The 17,876-nt window shown below is 29.1% G+C and carries 17 protein-coding genes; 2 read left to right on the forward strand and 15 right to left on the reverse strand.

Annotation, left to right across the window (positions count from 1 at the left end; translation table 11 throughout):
* Nucleotides 1-19: 19 nt before the first annotated feature.
* From CQA69_RS00930 to cetC, 5 genes are all read right to left on the reverse strand, one after another.
* A complete protein-coding gene (locus CQA69_RS00930; protein WP_137619965.1) occupies nucleotides 20-1,288 on the reverse strand; it encodes an arsenic transporter in 1,269 nt (422 codons plus the stop codon).
* Nucleotides 1,289-3,148 (reverse strand): tRNA uridine-5-carboxymethylaminomethyl(34) synthesis enzyme MnmG, encoded by a 1,860-nt coding sequence (mnmG, locus tag CQA69_RS00935; RefSeq protein WP_137619966.1) that lies wholly within the window; start codon nucleotides 3,146-3,148, stop codon nucleotides 1,289-1,291.
* 84 nt (nucleotides 3,149-3,232) lie between these two features.
* Complete coding sequence (gene cetB / locus CQA69_RS00940; protein ID WP_137619967.1) at nucleotides 3,233-3,727, reverse strand: bipartate energy taxis response protein CetB; 495 nt, start codon at nucleotides 3,725-3,727, stop codon at nucleotides 3,233-3,235.
* 12 nt (nucleotides 3,728-3,739) lie between these two features.
* Complete coding sequence (cetA, locus tag CQA69_RS00945; protein WP_137619968.1) at nucleotides 3,740-5,116, reverse strand: bipartate energy taxis response protein CetA; 1,377 nt, start codon at nucleotides 5,114-5,116, stop codon at nucleotides 3,740-3,742.
* Nucleotides 5,117-5,265: 149 nt separating this feature from the next.
* Entirely contained in the window at nucleotides 5,266-5,760 is a 495-nt protein-coding gene (cetC, locus tag CQA69_RS00950; RefSeq protein ID WP_137619969.1) for an energy taxis response protein CetC, read from the reverse strand.
* A 257-nt stretch (nucleotides 5,761-6,017) separates the two neighbouring features.
* Here cetC and CQA69_RS00955 point away from each other — a divergent pair, with 257 nt between their 5' ends.
* Nucleotides 6,018-7,394 (forward strand): cation:dicarboxylate symporter family transporter, encoded by a 1,377-nt coding sequence (locus CQA69_RS00955; RefSeq protein WP_137619970.1) that lies wholly within the window; start codon nucleotides 6,018-6,020, stop codon nucleotides 7,392-7,394.
* Here the strand turns inward: CQA69_RS00955 and CQA69_RS00960 are convergent.
* The gene (locus tag CQA69_RS00960; RefSeq protein ID WP_137619971.1) at nucleotides 7,391-8,194 is read right to left on the reverse strand and encodes an inverse autotransporter beta domain-containing protein; all 804 of its coding nucleotides are present in this window, start codon (nucleotides 8,192-8,194) and stop codon (nucleotides 7,391-7,393) included. The two genes, CQA69_RS00955 and CQA69_RS00960, sit on opposite strands and share 4 nt — an antisense overlap.
* Nucleotides 8,195-8,335: 141 nt before the next feature.
* Here CQA69_RS00960 and CQA69_RS00965 point away from each other — a divergent pair, with 141 nt between their 5' ends.
* A complete protein-coding gene (locus CQA69_RS00965) occupies nucleotides 8,336-9,862 on the forward strand; it encodes an inorganic phosphate transporter (RefSeq protein ID WP_137619972.1) in 1,527 nt (508 codons plus the stop codon).
* Between the two features lie 309 nt (nucleotides 9,863-10,171).
* On the opposite strand, the gene CQA69_RS00970 is transcribed toward CQA69_RS00965, so the two are convergent.
* The 9 genes from CQA69_RS00970 to CQA69_RS01010 all read right to left on the reverse strand — a co-directional run bounded on the left by CQA69_RS00970 (nucleotide 10,172) and on the right by CQA69_RS01010 (nucleotide 17,772).
* A complete protein-coding gene (locus tag CQA69_RS00970; RefSeq protein ID WP_137619973.1) occupies nucleotides 10,172-11,344 on the reverse strand; it encodes a metal-dependent hydrolase in 1,173 nt (390 codons plus the stop codon).
* An 8-nt stretch (nucleotides 11,345-11,352) separates the two neighbouring features.
* Complete coding sequence (locus CQA69_RS00975) at nucleotides 11,353-12,249, reverse strand: NAD(P)H-dependent glycerol-3-phosphate dehydrogenase (RefSeq protein ID WP_137619974.1); 897 nt, start codon at nucleotides 12,247-12,249, stop codon at nucleotides 11,353-11,355.
* The gene (gene gatB / locus CQA69_RS00980; RefSeq protein WP_137619975.1) at nucleotides 12,249-13,667 is read right to left on the reverse strand and encodes an Asp-tRNA(Asn)/Glu-tRNA(Gln) amidotransferase subunit GatB; all 1,419 of its coding nucleotides are present in this window, start codon (nucleotides 13,665-13,667) and stop codon (nucleotides 12,249-12,251) included. Before gatB ends, CQA69_RS00975 begins: the two co-directional genes overlap by 1 nt.
* Before the next feature lie 121 nt (nucleotides 13,668-13,788).
* Nucleotides 13,789-13,971 carry a hypothetical protein gene (locus tag CQA69_RS00985; protein WP_137619976.1) on the reverse strand — a complete coding sequence of 61 codons (183 nt, stop codon included), beginning with the start codon at nucleotides 13,969-13,971 and terminating at the stop codon, nucleotides 13,789-13,791.
* A complete protein-coding gene (locus CQA69_RS00990; RefSeq protein ID WP_137619977.1) occupies nucleotides 13,968-14,648 on the reverse strand; it encodes a F0F1 ATP synthase subunit A in 681 nt (226 codons plus the stop codon). Before CQA69_RS00990 ends, CQA69_RS00985 begins: the two co-directional genes overlap by 4 nt.
* A gap of 161 nt (nucleotides 14,649-14,809) precedes the next feature.
* Nucleotides 14,810-15,085, reverse strand: coding sequence for a hypothetical protein (locus tag CQA69_RS00995; protein ID WP_137619978.1), 276 nt, complete (start codon nucleotides 15,083-15,085; stop codon nucleotides 14,810-14,812).
* The gene (gene fliS / locus CQA69_RS01000) at nucleotides 15,069-15,452 is read right to left on the reverse strand and encodes a flagellar export chaperone FliS (protein WP_137619979.1); all 384 of its coding nucleotides are present in this window, start codon (nucleotides 15,450-15,452) and stop codon (nucleotides 15,069-15,071) included. Before fliS ends, CQA69_RS00995 begins: the two co-directional genes overlap by 17 nt.
* A gap of 11 nt (nucleotides 15,453-15,463) precedes the next feature.
* Complete coding sequence (fliD, locus tag CQA69_RS01005) at nucleotides 15,464-17,413, reverse strand: flagellar filament capping protein FliD (RefSeq protein WP_137619980.1); 1,950 nt, start codon at nucleotides 17,411-17,413, stop codon at nucleotides 15,464-15,466.
* Between the two features lie 2 nt (nucleotides 17,414-17,415).
* A complete protein-coding gene (locus CQA69_RS01010; RefSeq protein ID WP_137619981.1) occupies nucleotides 17,416-17,772 on the reverse strand; it encodes a FlaG family protein in 357 nt (118 codons plus the stop codon).
* Nucleotides 17,773-17,876: the final 104 nt, after the last annotated feature.

The following is a 17,876-nucleotide window of genomic DNA, read 5'->3' on the forward strand; positions in this document are numbered from 1 at the left end:
TTATTAATCTTTTATTTGCTTAATGAAAGACAATCCCTAAAAAAGAGCATATAAGAACAGGTATTGTTATAAAAAAACTAAATTTGCAATATTGCCAAAAAGAAATTTGGATTCCTTTCTTTGCCAAAAGTTCCAACCATAATAAAGTAGCCAAAGATCCTATAGGAGTAAGTTTTGAACCTATATTAACACCTAAAAGATGTGCGTAAATCATATCCATTGGAAAATTTTTTAAAGCCAAATTCCCAATTAAAGTCATAGGTAAATTATTAAAAATCGAAGATAAAAAAGCCGAAACAAAACCAGTTCCAAAAATAGCGCTTAACCTATTTTGAGATAAAAAATCATACAAAAAATACAATATATTACTTACTCCTGACTTATGAAGAGCAAATACTATCATATAAAGTCCAAAACTAAAAACAAAAATACCCCATGGGGCTTTTTTTATTGCATTTAAAGCTTTTCTTTTTTTAATGAAATAAACAAAAAACCAAAAAATAAGAGCCTCAAATAAGACAAATAAACTAACATTTAAATTAAAAAATTCAGCCACAAAAAAACTTACAATAAAAAATACTAAATAAAAAATACAAAAAATAAAAAGTTTATTGGAAATAAATTTTTCTTCATAAATATAAATTTCAATTTCTTTAGGCAAAGACTTTAAAAAAATAAAACAAACTATGAAAAGAGTGGAAAATAAAACGAGCAAGTTCGGTAAAAACATCTTTTTTGCAAATTCTAAAAAATTAAGACTAAAGTAATTAGCTGTAATAATATTGGTTAAATTAGAAACAATAAACGTATTAGAACTTACATCGCATAAAAAAGAAACACTGAGTAAAAATAAATTTAAAATTGCATTTTTTTTAATATCTTTAAGAGTAGAAAAAAGGGCAATGATAACTGGAGTAATCACCAAAATAGCACCATCATTTCCTAAAAAAGCAGTGAGTAAAAATACAAAAACAAGCAATAAAAACATTAATTTTTTTGTATTAATCTTACAATTATTTTGATTTTTTGAAAAGCGTAAAATTTCCTTAGCAATAAAATTAAAAAAACCTAAAGTCTCTAAACTAAAAGAAAGTATGATTAATCCAACTAAAGTTAAAGAGCTATCCCAAACAAGTTTTGAAATAAAAAAAATGTCTTCTAAGTTTACAAATTGGAATACAAAAACAAAAAAAGCGCCAAAAATAGAAATAATCCATAAAGGTAAATTCCAAGGGTGCCAAAAAATAAAGATCAAAGTGATAAAAAAAATTATACTAGTAAAAAACATTCAATTTTTTTTCTTTTGCAACTTTATACAAATCTGTAAAATATCCAAAGCTGCTGGAGTAATTCCACTAATTTGACTTGCAGAAAAAAGAGTTAAAGGTCTGTGTAATTCAAGTTTTTCTATAACTTCATTGCTTAAACTGCTCACACTTTTAAAATCAAAATCTTCTGGAATTTTCATATCAATTAAACTTTTCATTTTTTCAACTTGTGCTTTTTGCATGATGATATAATGATAATATTTAGCTTCATTTAAAATTTCTCTTAAAGAATATTCGTCCAACGTTTCAAAAATTGCATCTAGTTTTCTTAATTTTTCTATATTAAAACTAGAACGTGCAACTATTTTTTGCAAATTCACTATAGAGGTAATTTTTTCTTCACCCAAATTAGCCAAAAATTGATTATTTTCATTATTGGGCGTTAGTTCTTTTTCTAAAAGAAAATTTAAACCTTTGTCTAAATTTGCTTTAATATTTTCTATAAATTTATAATCTTCATCTTCTAAAAGCCCAAATTGTTTTCCATATTTTCCAAGCCTGATAATTGCATTTTCTTCTCTTAATAATAATCTAAATTCTGCTCTTGAAGTAAACATTCTATAAGGCTCTTTTGTACCTTTTGTAACTAAATCATCTATTAAAACACCTATATAAGCTTCATCTCTATGCAAAATAAAAGGTTCATTACCTTCAAGTGCTAAAACTGCATTTATTCCTGCCATAAACCCTTGTGCCGCAGCCTCTTCATAACCAGTTGTTCCATTAATCTGACCAGCACAATAAAGATTTTTAATTTTTTTTGTTTCAAGAGTATGGTAAAGCTCAGTTGGATCTATATAATCATACTCAATTGCATATCCAAAACGCGTAATCTTAGCTTTTTCAAATCCATTTATAGATCTAAGCATTTCTTTTTGTACTTCATAGGGTAAAGAAGTTGAAAAGCCGTTAATGTAATATTCTGTAGCTTCAATAGTTTGAGGTTCTATAAAAAGATGGTGACTCTCTTTATCTGCAAAACGATTGATTTTATCTTCTATAGAGGGGCAATATCTTGGCCCCACCCCTTCAATTTGTCCTGTAAAAAGCGGGGCACGGTAAAAATTATTCCTAATGATTTCATGGGTTTTTAAATTGGTTCTTGCTATATAACATGGCAATTGAGTGGGATTAAAATCTCTAGTTTTAAAACTAAAAGCCTTAGGATTTTCATCTCCGTATTGAATTTCAAGAGCATCAAAATCGATAGTTTTTGCATCTACCCTAGGACAAGTTCCTGTTTTTAAACGTCCCATTTTTAAATTAGTCTCTAATAAATTTTTACCCAAATCAATAGACGCATATTCCCCAACACGTCCTGCTTCAAGTTTATTTTCTCCTATATGAATAAGTCCATTTAAAAAAGTCCCTGTTGTTAAAATAATTTTTTGAGCTTTGTATTCATTATTTAAATTCGTTTTTACTCCAATAACCTTATCTTTTTCAAATATTAACTCACAAACTTGCTCTTGTGAAATTTCTAAATTTTCAAGCTTTAAAAGTTTATTACGTGCAACAATGCGATATTTATCCATATCAATTTGCGCCCTACTTCCACGAACTGCTACACCTTTACTTTCATTTAAAATACGAAATTGTATGCCCGTAAGGTCGGTGATTTCTCCCATTAAACCACCCATGGCATCTAGTTCTTTAACCAAATGCCCTTTAGCAAGTCCTCCAATAGCAGGATTACAACTTGCTGCACCAATTTGCTCTATAAGTGTAGTTAAAAGTAAGGTTTTTTTACCCATTTTAGCAGCTACTGCACTTGCTTCAATACCTGCATGCCCACCACCAATGACGATAATATCGAACATATTTTTTTCCTAAGAAATAATATTAAAGTGGGATTATATAATACTGAGACTTAAAACAAACTCTGTTTCAAGCCTCACTAAAGTTTATTTAGAATTTTGAAGAGAAAAGATTAATTCATTATAAGTTTTTCCTGTGCTTTTACAGAAATCCTTTAACGCTTCTACGCCTTTGTTTATTCCTTGCTGTTCAGCTTTTAATAAATCACTATAAAGTTTTTCTATAGTTTCTATAGCCTTTCTATTTGGCATACGTCTAACAGAATAATAGCCAATAATATTATTATTCGTATCCATTGAAGGTGTTACATTAGCAAAAACCCAATAATAATCATTATTTTTAGTTTTATTTTTAACATAAGCAAAAATTTCTTTGCCTTCTTTCATATAATCCCATAAAAATTTAAAAACAGTTTTAGGCATATCTTGATGTCTTACTATATTATGGGGTTTATGCAACACGTCTTTCATTGAAAAATCCGCATATTTTAAGAAGTCATTATTAGCATAAACTATTAAACCTTTTAAATCTGTTTTTGAAGTTATTAAAGTATCTTCTTTTAAAAAAATTTCTTTTGACATTTATAGTTTCCTTTAAATTTTTAATTTATCTAAAATTTCACCACTTGTTTGTTCTAATTTTTCAATATTATTTACAATTAAATTATAAATTTTTTGATCAATATATTCTACTCGAGATTCCTTTATAGCCTTTTGTGCATTCTCTTTAATTGCTTCTTTAACCGAATCTAATTCTTGTTCTGATACAAATTGATTAATTTGCATTTTAATCTTCTCATCCAAGCAAAGATTAGAAATTGGATCTGCACTTGAGAGATCAAATTCTTGAGCACCATTAAGATTTAAATAAATATTAGATTTGTAAAGAATGTGATCAATTTTAATTGCAGATAAAATTAATCTATTAGCTAACTCAGCAAAATCTTTTCCTAGAATAGAACTGTTTTCTTCTAGTCCTTTAAAGGCTTGAGAAAATTTATGAATTCTTTCCTCAGATTTACTTACTATATCAAAAACTTGCTCACTACCATTTTGAATATTAACAAAATCTTGTTGCATAGTTTGAATTGCAATAGAAATTTCACTTGTAGATCTTTGAGTTCTCTCAGCTAACTTTCTAACTTCATCCGCAACAACAGCAAACCCTCTTCCGTGTTCTCCAGCACGCGCAGCTTCAATAGCAGCATTAAGTGCAAGCAAATTAGTTTGATCTGCAATATCTCTAATCACCTCAACTACAGAAGTAATATTTTGAGAATTAGCTACAAAGGTTTGAACAGTTTCTTTACTAGAATTAACTACCTCCATCAAAGAAGCCATAGAATTTTGCAAAGAATCAACCTCGTTACCATTTTCTGTAGCAGTATGAGTAATAGAATCAACAGCCTCATGGACATTTCTCATAACATTGATATCTTGATTTAGCGAAGTAGAAATTTGGAACATATCTTCATTTTGATTTCCAAGACTTAAATCCATTAAAGTTCTTGATAAAGCATTTTTAAAAGTAGATTTTGCAGTATTTTCAATATTATTTAAAGCTTTGTTTATGAATTCGATATTATGTGCAAATATACCTCTTAATCCTTCAGGCAAAGCTTTACGATAAAATTCACCTTGCTGAGAACAAGCTATAGAAGTATTAATTTCTCTTAAATAAGCTTCAAGATTATCGATGGTATTATTTAAATTATCTGCAATTTCTGCAAATTTTTTACTTTTTGTTTTAGTATATACGATTCTATTATCAAAATTCCCTTCTTTAAGCTCTTTGCAAAGATCATATAATTTATCTATCATTTCTTGTTCATCTTTGTGGTAGCTATAAAGATAAGCACATAAAACCATAATTAGTGAAAATATCGCCACTCCAATATAAGTGTGGATAAAAATCGATCCAAAAAACCCTAAAATACCTAGAAAAATAGTTAAAAACAATCCATTTTTCATTAGTTAAAACTCCTTTTCAAGCTAAAAAATCTATTTTAATTAGTATTTATGAATTACCCTTTTTAATTTTGCAGCCTACTGCTGATACAAAAAAAATAAATAAAACTTAAAACCGTAGGATTATAATAAAAATAATTTTAATTTTAGCTTTAACGATTTTTTTGCAAATTAAAAACAAGTTGATTATAAGTCATTTTGTAAGAATTCACGACTTCAGCTAAAGCCTCAAGTCCAACTTTAATCCCACCTTGCTTTTCCTTGTCTCTTAAAATCTTATAAACTTCTTCTATAATAGGTAAAGCTTTTCGGTTTGGAGCACGACGAACAGAGTAATAATTAACAATATTGCCACTTATATCAAAAGATGCTGTTATATTTGCAAAAACCCAATAATATCTTCCATCTTTAGCTTTATTTTTTACAAAAGCAAAAATTTCATCTCCTCTTTGTATATAATCCCATAAACATTTAAAAACAGTTCTAGGCATATCTTCGTGTCTTATAATATTATGTGGCTTATGTAATAATTCATCAATCGTATAACCTGCATATTTAGAAAAATCGTTATTTGCATAAATAATATTTCCCTTAAGATCTGTCTTTGAAGTAATCAAAGCATTATTATCCAATATTATTTCTTCCATAAATCTATATAAAAATCCTTTCATAAAAAATTTAAATAATCATAGTAATTCTAAAAATAGAATTTCAATAAGATAATTTTATTATATTAAATTGAGAACTTTTGTAACATTATAATTAAAAAATTAATTTTTTGTCAAAATTTAATCTTAATTTTTAGTTTATATTTTATTATTTTTTGCTAATATTGTACTTAAAAACCAATTTAAATTAAATTTTAGTTTAGGATATATTTTAAAATATTTATCAAGGAGCTTTTTTGGAAACCTTAAGTCAAACTTTCGCTGAAATCAAACCTCCATTATATAAGCGAATATTTAAAAGCTTAGGCTTTTGGGTGATTGCAGGTATTATTGCAGGTGTTGTATTGGGTTATGTAGATAAAGAACTGGCTTTAGCAAGTAAACCTGGAGTAGATTATTTCATCAAATCTTTAAAGGTTCTCATAGGTCCAATTATTTTTGTAACTTTAGTTCTGGGTATTATTAGTCTTGAAAGTTTAAAAAAAGTTGGAAGTATAGGTGCTAAAGCTGTTATTTATTTTGAAGTAGTGAGTACATTAGCTTTAGCTATAGGTATTTTTATGGCAAATGTAATGCAACCAGGAAATGGAATGAATCTTGATCCTAGCCAACTAGATACCAAAAGCGTTCAAAAGTACATCTCTCAAACTACTGAGATTAGTGCAGGTTCTGAAATTATGCATATTTTAAAAGATGCTATGCCAACAGATATTATTACTCCTTTTACTGAAGGTAAAACTATACAGGTTTTAGTTATTGCTATTGTGACAGCTTTAATTATTTCTTTAATGAGAAATGAAGATAAGCAAGCCATACAAAAAGTTTTAGAAGTTCTACAAAATTTTGTTTTTAAAATTCTACAAATTATAATGTATTTTAGCCCTATAGCTGCATTTTCAGCTATGGCTGTTTTAATTGCTCAATATGGAATTAGCTCATTAATCAATCTTGCATATTTACTTTTAGTTATGTTAATTTCTTGTCTTGTTTTTATTTTTGGTATTTTAGGACTTATTTGCTATTTTGCTAAAGTTAATATATTTAAATTTATGAGATTTATTTCTAGAGAAGTTTTGATTGTTTTTGCTACAAGTTCAAGCGAATCAGCACTTGCACCTTTGATGAGAAAATTAGAAAAAGCTGGACTCTCTAAAACTACTGTAGGACTAGTATTGCCAACAGGATATAGCTTCAATCTTGATTGTACAAATATTTATCTAGCAATGAGTTTAATTTTTCTAGCACAAGCTTTTAACGTAAATTTAAGCTTCGCGCACGAAATTAGCATTTTAATCGTTCTTATGATAGCTTCAAAAGGTGCTGTAGGTGTTACTGGATCGGGATTTATAGTTTTAGGTAGTACTCTAGCAGCTTTAGGAAATATGGAAATTTCAGAAGCAAATGCTACTTTAGCACAGGTATTACCAGTAGCTGCCATAGGTGTTCTTTTAGGAGTTGATAAATTTATGTCAGAAATGAGAGCTGTAGGAAATCTTTGTGGAAATAGCGTTGCGGCTTTAATTGTTTCAATTTGGGATAAACAAATTGATTGGGAAAAATTCCGTTATGCTATGGATAATCCTGAAAAATTCCATAACGCAGGAATGCATTAATAAATTCTTTCCAAGAAATCATAACGATTGATTTCTTGGAAAATATTATCTTGTTTATGAAGTTGCTTTAAAAAACTTTTTCTAAAATTAAAATTAAATCCTAACTGCACCACTATATCATTATTAGCATCTATATTAGCATTAAAAACACGTTGTGTTAAGCTAAAATTAAGAATACTATAAGGAGAATAAATCAACTGATAGTTAGTTTTTTCTTCATCTCTAATCACATCAAGAGTAAAAACACTATACGTAGGATCAATAAAACTAACGCCTAATTGAAAACTTTTTTCAGTTTCATCTAAAATATAATAATTAGCGTAAGCTTTAACAAAACTACTATAGCCTAATTCTGCACCAAAACTTCTAGCATCCTTTTGTTCTTCTTGTTTATCAATAAATCCATTTATACCAAACAAAAAGGCATTTTTCTTATAGCGATTAATTAATCCACTAGAATAATTATAGCCTTCTTGCGCTATAAAAAGCTCTTTTTGGAAAAGTAAGGAATCATTTTCGGCTTCATAAATTGAACTTAAATTTTTAAGCCGTATGTTTTCATTTTGAAGATCCAAAACTCCATCAGTTACATCAATACCATTTTCATTTTCTAAAGTACGAGAAAATAACTTATTTAAAGCACTTGTAATATCTAAATTTTTTTCTTGAATTTTTGGCGGTACTTTAATCGACAAAAAATCAAATTTATGCCAAGTTTGCTGATTGTTTATTGAGGTATTTTCTAGAATATTAGAGCTTAACAAAGAAAATAAAATTGATAAATATAAAAATATTTTCATTAAACTTGCTTTCCTAAAATTCTGTATTAGAGATTACAGAATTTTATTACAAGAAAAATAAAATTTTAATAAAATAAATATTTATTTTTTAAACTGTTATAGTATAATTAGGCTAAATATTACAAAAAAGGATTATTCTTTATGCAAAAAGATAATGTTGTAGCATTCATTATGTTTATTATAAGCGTTGTTGCCTTTACTATTTGGGGATTTGGATATATATCCCAACATCAATTTATGCTTTTTATACTCGCTTCAATTTTTGGTATATTTATGGCTTTCAATATAGGTGGTAACGATGTAGCTAATTCTTTTGGAACAAGCGTTGGAGCTAAAACGGTAACCATAAAACAAGCACTTATTATAGCCGCGATTTTTGAATTAAGCGGAGCGATTTTTGCGGGAGCTGAAGTTACGCAAACTATACGCAGTGGGATTGTCGCTTTTCCTAAAGAATTTAATCCTATGCTTTTTGTTTCTATTATGTTGGCAGCTCTTCTTAGTTCTGGTATTTGGATATTTATAGCTACAAAAAAGGGGTTACCTGTATCTACTACTCATAGCATAGTAGGAGGTATTGTTGGTGCCAGTATTATGATGGGAATTTTAAAATTTGATGGAGTGCAAACCTTTTCTATGGTTAAATGGAGTGAAATTATAAGAATTGTTATTTCTTGGGTTGCTTCTCCACTTTTAGGAGGTATTGTAGCTTATCTTATTTATTCTTATATAGACAAGAAAATACTAAAACCCTCTGAAAGGTTAAGCAAAGAATTAAAAAATATAAAAAAAGATAAAAAGAAATTTAAAGAAGAGTATTTCTTAAATCTAAAAACAAAATCTACCGAGGAACAGATTAAAGAACTTTCAGCTATAGCTTTAGACGATGAAGAGCAAGAAAGTAGTTTTTATAAAAATAAAATAAAAGAATTTAAAGAAAAAGAAAAAGATATCGATATTTATTCTGTCTTAAAAACACATATGCCAATCGTTGCGTGCATTAGTGCAGCGATTATAGCTTCAATGTTTTTATTTAAAGGCTTAAATAATGTTAGCACTTTGGATATTTTACAAAATTTTTGGATTATAGGAATTTTGGGAATCATTAGCTATATTATAACTTTTGCTATTGTTAAAATTGTGAAAAAAAATGAACTTAATAAAACTACAGATAGACTTTTTTCTTGGTTTCAAATTTTTACTGCTTCAAGCTTTGCTTTTTCTCATGGAGCTAATGATATAGCCAATGCTATTGGCCCTTTTGCAGCAATCTTAGATGTTCTTAAAAATACAACAATCAATGCAAGCTCTCCAGTTCCTTTTGCAGCAATGGCTATGTTTGGAGTTGCTTTAGTTGCAGGACTTTGGTTTCTAGGAAAAGAAGTGATTACCACGGTAGGATCAAAATTAGCTACTATTAAACCTACAACAGGTTTTAGTGCGGAACTTGGAGCTAGTATTGTAATACTTTTAGCAACTCAATTTGGAATTCCAGTAAGCTCTACTCATATTTTAATTGGTGCAGTTTTAGGTATTGGGGTGTATAATAAAAACGCAAATTGGGCGCTAATGAAACCAATAGGTTTAGCTTGGATTATCACCTTACCTGCTGCAGGAATTATGGCAGCACTTGTATTTTTAAGCTTTAAATTTGTTTTGGTAATTTAAAAATGTTATACATCGGGTAATAAAAAAGAATATAGAAAGACTTTCATGCAAAAATAAGAATTTAGGGGTGGAAGGAGTGCCTGCCTACCCCAATCTGCTGATACGAATCAGGGGACCAGAAGGCTGGTGTGCAAATATAAATCATTTTAATTCTACCCAAACCAAACCTAAAAAAGCTTAATGGATAGAAATGACAAAGATTTTATAGATAAAAGTGAAAATAAAAAGATTTTTTTAAAATCTAATTTTGGAGATTTTCTAAACATAAAAACTAGAAAAAAGCCTTGATAAAAATGCAAAGAAAATAAACTAATAAATTATTTTGCCTTTAATTATATGCTTTTTGACTTTTCCAAAAAGCTTATCATTTGCATAAAGTAAACTTTTTGGTTTAGAATTTTCTTCGTTTTCATCAACAAGTATTAAATTTGCATCCTTATCTATTTCAATAATGCCGCCATTTAAATTTAAAAATTCATTAGGATTTTTACTCGTAAAATTACAAAGTTCCTTCCAAGTTAAAAAACCATCTTTAATAAAAAAGGTATAACAGAGACTTATAAAATCAGATATTCCATCGATTCCAAAAGCCGCTTCATCAAAAGCTGAATCTTTTAAAAAAGGAGATTTTGGGCTATGCATAGAACTCAAAAATTGAATTTTTCCTTTTTTTAAAAATTCTCTTAAAGCTTGTCTATCTTCTATACTTCTTAAAGGTGGATTTAATTTCGCTGCTGTGTTAAAATTTTCACAAGCACTATCATCCTTAATCAAATGATGTATACTTACAAGTTTAAAATCATTTTCATCTAAAATTTCTAAAGATCTCCTAAGGCTAAGTGAGTCAAAAATCACCTTTATATCATAAAATCTAGCTATTTCTTTTATTTTAGCAACCTCACTAGTTTCTGCAACTGCACTCATTCCTATGAGTCCTAACTTAAAACCCATCTCACAATCATTCATTACACCATTATCATCAAAATCCTTATCATTACATCGAATAAAAATAGTTTTTTCTTTCATAAGAGCATATTGCATAACTACACGTAAAATATTTGCATTACTAGAACTTTGAAGTTCTAAAGCGTAAGCACCTTGATTTAAAAGTGTGGCTAAATTTTTAATTTTTCCTTGAGAATCTAAAGCACGTATGCTTGGTAAAATCTTTAATTCTCTATCTTTTAAATTCTGCAAAAAAAGCGAAAAAGTTTCTTCATTAAAATCCATACAATCACGCAAAAGAATAGCACTAAAACCATTTTCTAAACATTCACGCTCCAAAAACTCTAAATTATCTAAAGAAAATTTATCGTCTTTTAAACTAACATTTAAATCTACAAAGGAAGGCAGAAGGGTCATTCCTTTGGCATCTAAAATTTCATCATTTTCTAAATTAGTTCCTATTTTTACAATTTTTCCATTTTGAATTAAAACATCTTGCAATTCTTCGCCATAAATTTTTGCATTTTTAATAAGCATTTTAACTCCTATTTTTTAGCTTGTAATAGTTCTTGCACCGCCTCTTTTGCATCTTTTCCTTTTAAAATTTGCACCACTTCACGCACTATTGGTGTATAAATTTGATTTTTTAAAGCTATCTTTTCAATAGCATAAGCCGTTTTTACTCCTTCTGCCACCTCGCCTAGATCCTTTAAAATATCCTCTAATTTTCGATTTTTTGCCAATGCCAAACCTACGCGATAATTTCTAGAAAGCTGACTTGAAGCTGTTAAAAACAAATCACCCGCACCACTAAGCCCTAAAAAAGTTTCTTCTTTTGCTCCAAAAAAATTTCCGAAACGATGCATTTCTACAAGACCTCTTGAAATAAGAGATGCTCTTGCATTATTGCCCAAATTTAAACCATCACTAATCCCGCTAGCAATAGCTAAAACATTTTTATAAGCTCCACAAATTTCTGCCCCTCTTACATCATCGCTTAAATATGTTTTTATGAAGCTGGGAAAAAAATTTGCAAATTCTTGACAAATTTTATGATTAAATCCGCTAATTACCAAAGCACAAGGAAGTTTTTCTATTACTTCAGCTGCAAATGAAGGGCCACTTAAAACACAAACCTGATCTTGATTTACAAATTCTAAAAAAATTTCATCTAAAAATTTACAAGTCGAAGTTTCTATTCCTTTAGAAGCAATTAAAATCTTTTGACCTAGATTTTTGAAGTGTTTTTTAAGCCAAGTATGAATTCCTTGAGAACTCAAAGCGAAAACAAGATAATCACATTTTAATGCACTTTCTAAATCAACAAAATTAACTAAATCTCGTTTCGAACGAGAAGTAATTAAGCAATTATTATTAAAACTAAAAGCATAGTATAGAGCACTACCCCACTTTCCAGCTCCAATAACTGCAATTTTACTCATCAGCCAAGCTTTGCTTTTAAAATCTCATTTACCTTAGAAGGATTAAAAGCCCCTTTACCTTCTTTCATAACCTGACCTACAAAAAAACCAAAAAGCTTATCTTTGCCACTTTTGTATTCTAAAACTTTATCTTCATTTGTATTTAAAATTTTCTCGACAACCACTTCAATTGCTGAATCATCACTCACTTGTTTTAAACCTAATTTATCTATAGCTTCATCAATACTTACTTGAGTGTTTTCAAAAACATAAGCTAAAACTTCTTTGCCCGCTTTCGCACTGATCACGCCTTCTTCTATACGTTTTACTAAATTCCCGAGTTTTTGTGCATTTACTGGGGAATTTTCTATAGTTAATTCTCCTTTTAAAAGACCCATTAATTCAGTATTTAACCAATTAACGCAAAGTTTTGCGTTTAAATTTTGAGAGATTAAATTTTCAAAAAAACGACTCATTTCAAGCGAACTAATGATTACTTCGGCATCGCTTTCTTTTATGCCTAAGTCTTTCATATAACGTGCCTTTTTGTCATCAGGTAATTCAGGAATTTTAAGCTCTAAAAATTCATCCTTAAGCAAAACCGGCAAAAGATCAGGATCAGGAAAATAACGATACTCTGCAGCTTCTTCTTTTCCTCTCATAGAACGAGTAGTCAAACTGCTTGTATCAAAAAGTCTAGTTTCTTGTACTACTTCTTTTTCATAAGTACCATCTTCCCAAGCTTCACTTTGACGCTTTATCTCATAATCAATCGCTTTTTGTATAAAGCGAAAAGAATTAAGATTTTTAATTTCAACTCTTGTATAGAGTTTAGTATTTCCTTTAGGGCGTATGCTTACATTGGCATCACATCTAAAACTTCCCTCTTGCATATTCGCATCTGAAATATCTAAAAAGCGTATAATAGAATGCAGTTTTTTAAGATAAGCCACTGCTTCATCGCTACTTCTAAGCTCAGGCTCACTAACTATCTCGAGCAAAGGGGTTCCTGCACGATTTAAGTCTACTTTTGAAAAATTACTTTCATGGATATTTTTACCCGCATCTTCTTCCAAATGTGCTCTAGTAATACCTATACGTTTATTTTCACCATTCACATTAATAAAAAGCTCACCCTTTTCTACTATAGGAATGTCAAATTGCGAAATTTGATAAGCTTTTGGTAAATCAGGATAGAAATAATTTTTACGATTAAAAATACTTTTTTTATTAATAGTGGCATTAATTGCTTTTCCAAAAGCTATAGCCTTTTTAACCGCTTCTTCATTCAAAACAGGTAAAGCACCAGGTAAAGCTAAGCAAGTTGGACAAACATTTACATTAGGTTCTTCTCCAAAAGAAGTTGCACAAGAACAAAAGATTTTTGTTTTGGTATTAAGTTGAGTATGAACTTCAAGACCTATAACTACTTCGAACATTAATTTTCCTTGGTTGCTAAATAATCTTCATAATATTATTTTAACATTATTTTCTTTCAAAACGACTTTAAAAATATTAAAGATAAAGAAAAAATTATCCTAAAAATCAACAAAAAGTGTTTTATAATTTCATTTTAAGTTCATAATTTTCTATAAGCAAAGCAAAAATTAAAACCAAAAGCAAACCTGGTAAAAGTCCTAAACATAAATAAAAATAAGAATCGAATCTAAAAAACATCAAAAATGCACCAAAAACCATTAAAGCTAAAGATGCACCTTTGAAAAATTCTAAAATGTAGATCAATGATCTTCCTCTATTTTAACAGCTCCTGCTAAATATACATAGGTTAAAATCATAAAAATAAAAGCTTGTAAAAATGCCATAAAAGTTAAAAGCACATATGCAGGAAGTGGTGCTACATATGGAACAAGGGCTAAGATAACCATTAAAAATAAATCATCGCCTTTTATATTTCCAAAAAGACGAAAAGATAAAGAAATCACGCGAGAAAAGTGCGAAACGATCTCTATAGGAAACATAAGCGGAGCAAGAAATTTAATAGGGCCCATAAAATGAGAAAAATATTTAACAACTCCTTGAGTTCTAATACCTTCAAAGTGATAATAAATAAAAACTATAAGAGCTAAAGATAAGGTTAAATTTAAACTTGCGGTAGGTGAATGAAAACCTGGAATGATTCCTATAATATTACTAAAAAATATAATAATACCCAAAGTTGCTACCAAAGGAAGATATTTTCTAGCATCTTTTTCATTTCCTAAGGTATCTTTTCCCATAGAAAGAACACCCTCTAAAAAAGCCTCTCCTAAATTTTGCATACCACGAGGTACAAGTTGCATAGAACGAGTAGCCATTATAGCAATAACTACAGCAATAAAAATCACTAAAGCCAAATGAAAAAAATAAGAAAAAGTATGACTAGGATCTAGCAAAGAACTGAATAAAAATAAATCTTTCATTGTTTCCTCAAGAATTTTATAAAATTTTTTAATTCTAACACTGACTTGCTTATAATTTAATGAAAACTTATCCAATAAATACAAAAACTAAATTCTTTACTAATATATCACAATAGTAATTATAATTAATTTAAAAAATATATAGAAAAAGTTTTATTTTTTTAAGAATTAAAATACTTCAAGGCTTTTTGAAATTTTCGAATCTCATTAGCTTTATTATCTTTTTTTGCTGCAATTAATTTTAAAGCTTCTTGTAATAAAGCTTGAATTTGAACTAGAGCATCATTTATATTTTCTCTAAGCTCTTCATCATTATTTGATTTTTGAGCAGTATTGATGGCAAAGTCTTTAAGATTTAAATCATCTAAAAGACTTTCCAATGTATTTACGTCTTCTTGTATCAAAGCGAGTTTAAAATCTTCAAGCCATTTCTTCATTATTATGCACATCTCTCCAAGCTTCTAACAAGCCCTTAGTTACATTAATCACTTCATCTATTCTTGCTTCATTATTTTCCAAATTTGCTAAAGATAAAAGTTGAATTTCTCTAGTATAAAGCCCACTAAGATAGTGGGCAACATCTCCGCCTTTTTCATAATCTAAATTGTTAATCAACTCAATAAAAATAGCAGTGCTTCGCTTTACAAAATAAACTCTTTGCTCTATATCTTCATTTTTTATTGCCACTTTAGCCCTAGCACAAAAACGCAAGATTCCTTCATAAAGCATTTCGATAAGTTTTTGTGGAGATTCTATTCCAACTTGACTTTGAGAATAAGCATTATAAGCTAAACTATTTTGCATCGAATATATCCTTAATTATTTGAATTATTTGCAGCATTAATCATGTTTGTAACAGTGGTTAATTGCTGATTTAATTTATTTAAAATACTCTCATATTGCAACCATTGATTTGCCATAGTATCATATTTTGTATCAATCAGCTCTTGAGCCGATTCTTTTGATTCTTTTAAAGCTTTAGTATCATTAGTTAAACTTTCATCATATTTAGTTAATGAACCATTCGTTCCTGTTATCCCTTGAAGTGTTGATTTAAGTTGAGCAAAAATACCTTTACCTTCTATAGGTTTTGCAGCAATCGTCGTTTCACTCAAACCAAATTGTTTAAGAAAATCTTTATCTCCTTTGATCGCAAAATCTGAACTACCATCACCGCTAAATTTTAGCTTAAAACCCTGTTCCCCATTTTTATCATAACTTTCAACCTTAACATCCAGCCCTTCGATACCAAGACTATTGATATGACTAGCTAATTTTTGTAACATTTCCTCTTCTGTGCTACCTGTAAGCTTAAACTTGGTTCCATCTACAGTTTTTGAAAGGTCATAAGTTTCATTATTGAAAACTATAGTAAATTGACCTGTTTCAAAAGTTATTCCCTTATCATCACTTTCATCTTTACTTAAATATTTATCTAGACTGCCTGTTTTTATTAAATCTCCAGTATGGTTAATATCTTCATATTTTGTAATTCCAGCAAAAAAACTTTCTGCAAGATCTGGATCTTCTTTTACCTTGCTTTCAAATTTAGAAGAATCAAAACTCAAATTTCCATTTTTATCCAAACTCAAACCAAAATCTTGCATAGAAAGCATAACATTAGCGCTGACTTTATTACCATTATCGTCCTCAACAGTTCCGCTTACAGATTGAGAATCGAATAAAGCTGAAATAATACTTGAACGAATAGAACTTACCTCATTAACCCCTTGTAAAGTTCCTTTAGTCCCAGTTTCAGTATTATAATCTGTAGCAGCATTTAATTGAGTTACTAAATCATTGTAAGCATCTACTAATTCTTGCATTGTTTTAGTTACAGCTTCATTATCTTGTTGGATATCAAAATTAATTTCTCCAGTTGAATTTAAAGTTAAGGTAATACCTACGCCTAAATCATCGATTGTATTGCTTGATCTTGACATTTTGATTCCATCGAGGGTAAATTCTGCATTTTGTGCCTTTTGAATATGTAAAGGATTTTCTTCATTATCTATAATTCCAACACCATTTTTGCTTTTAGAAGGATCATAACCTTCTTCTACTAAAGCTTTATCATCTAATTTCCAACCAAGATTTTCAAAAACATTTTTTGCATTCTCATCAATTTGGTATTTTCCATCAGCATCCTTTTTTCCAGGATAAAAACTGATCGCGTGATCTTCTCCAGTTTCTTTGCTTGTTAAAGTCAAACGATATGGAGTGTCTTTTTCTCCAGTATTTACAATCTTTGCAACGATCTCACCACCACTCGCATCATTAATTTTTTGTGCTAAATCTTTATAGGTTGTATTTTTATCAATGGTTACGGTATATTCTTTACCATTGGAAAAAAAAGTTAAATTTGTTGCTTCTTTTAAACTCGCATTAATATAACCACTATCATTTTTTAAACCCTTACTTTGATAAACATCTTTTTGTGCAAGTTGAGTAACATTAACCTTCATACTCTGTAAAGAAACACCACTACTAGCTGTTAAACTTGCTGGAGGATTTGTACTTACGCTCGCATTCACTTTTCTTTTTGCAAAAACGGTTGCATCTCCTAAAGAAGAAACTGCTGTTTGAAACGCAAGTAATTTTGTTTTTATCTCAGTTAAATCTTTTTGTTTTGTCGTATTTTCTTCTATTTTTGTCGTATAAGAATCTACACGTTGTTTTTCTTCTGCTTCTTTTAACTTATCTAAAGTCTCTTGTGTTAAAACTCCGGAACCAAAACCCAAACTCGATAAAGTACCTAATGCCATTTTTAACTCTCCTTATCAAAAATCATACCGATTACATCTTTAAAATATTCACGCAATCTCATAGCTTCCTCGCTAGGAATCTTACGAATTTCTCTACCTGTGCTTTTCTCAGTTACACTGATGTATAATGAATCAAGTTTATCACTATAACCAAAACGAATATTGGTATCTAATGAATCCATTTGTTCATTTAATTTTTTTGCAATATCCGCTAATTGATCATTCAAATTTTGCTCATTACCATCATTACCTTGCTTTTCAATTTGAATGTCTGAATTAGCTTTTTGTGCCTTCTCTGTCCTTTGACTAGCATTAGTCAAAACCACGTCCCTTTGTTCATTTGCCTTCGAAATTTCCATTTTAAAATCCTTTTTAAAATTTTAATTTATTGCTAGTTAAAGTCTATATCGGCAAAAAAATAAATTTATAAACACTCTTTTAATAAAAATTTCAAAAATTTTTA

The organism is Campylobacter estrildidarum (genome assembly GCF_005406205.1).
In the GTDB taxonomy this organism is placed as follows: Bacteria; Campylobacterota; Campylobacteria; order Campylobacterales; family Campylobacteraceae; genus Campylobacter_D; species Campylobacter_D estrildidarum.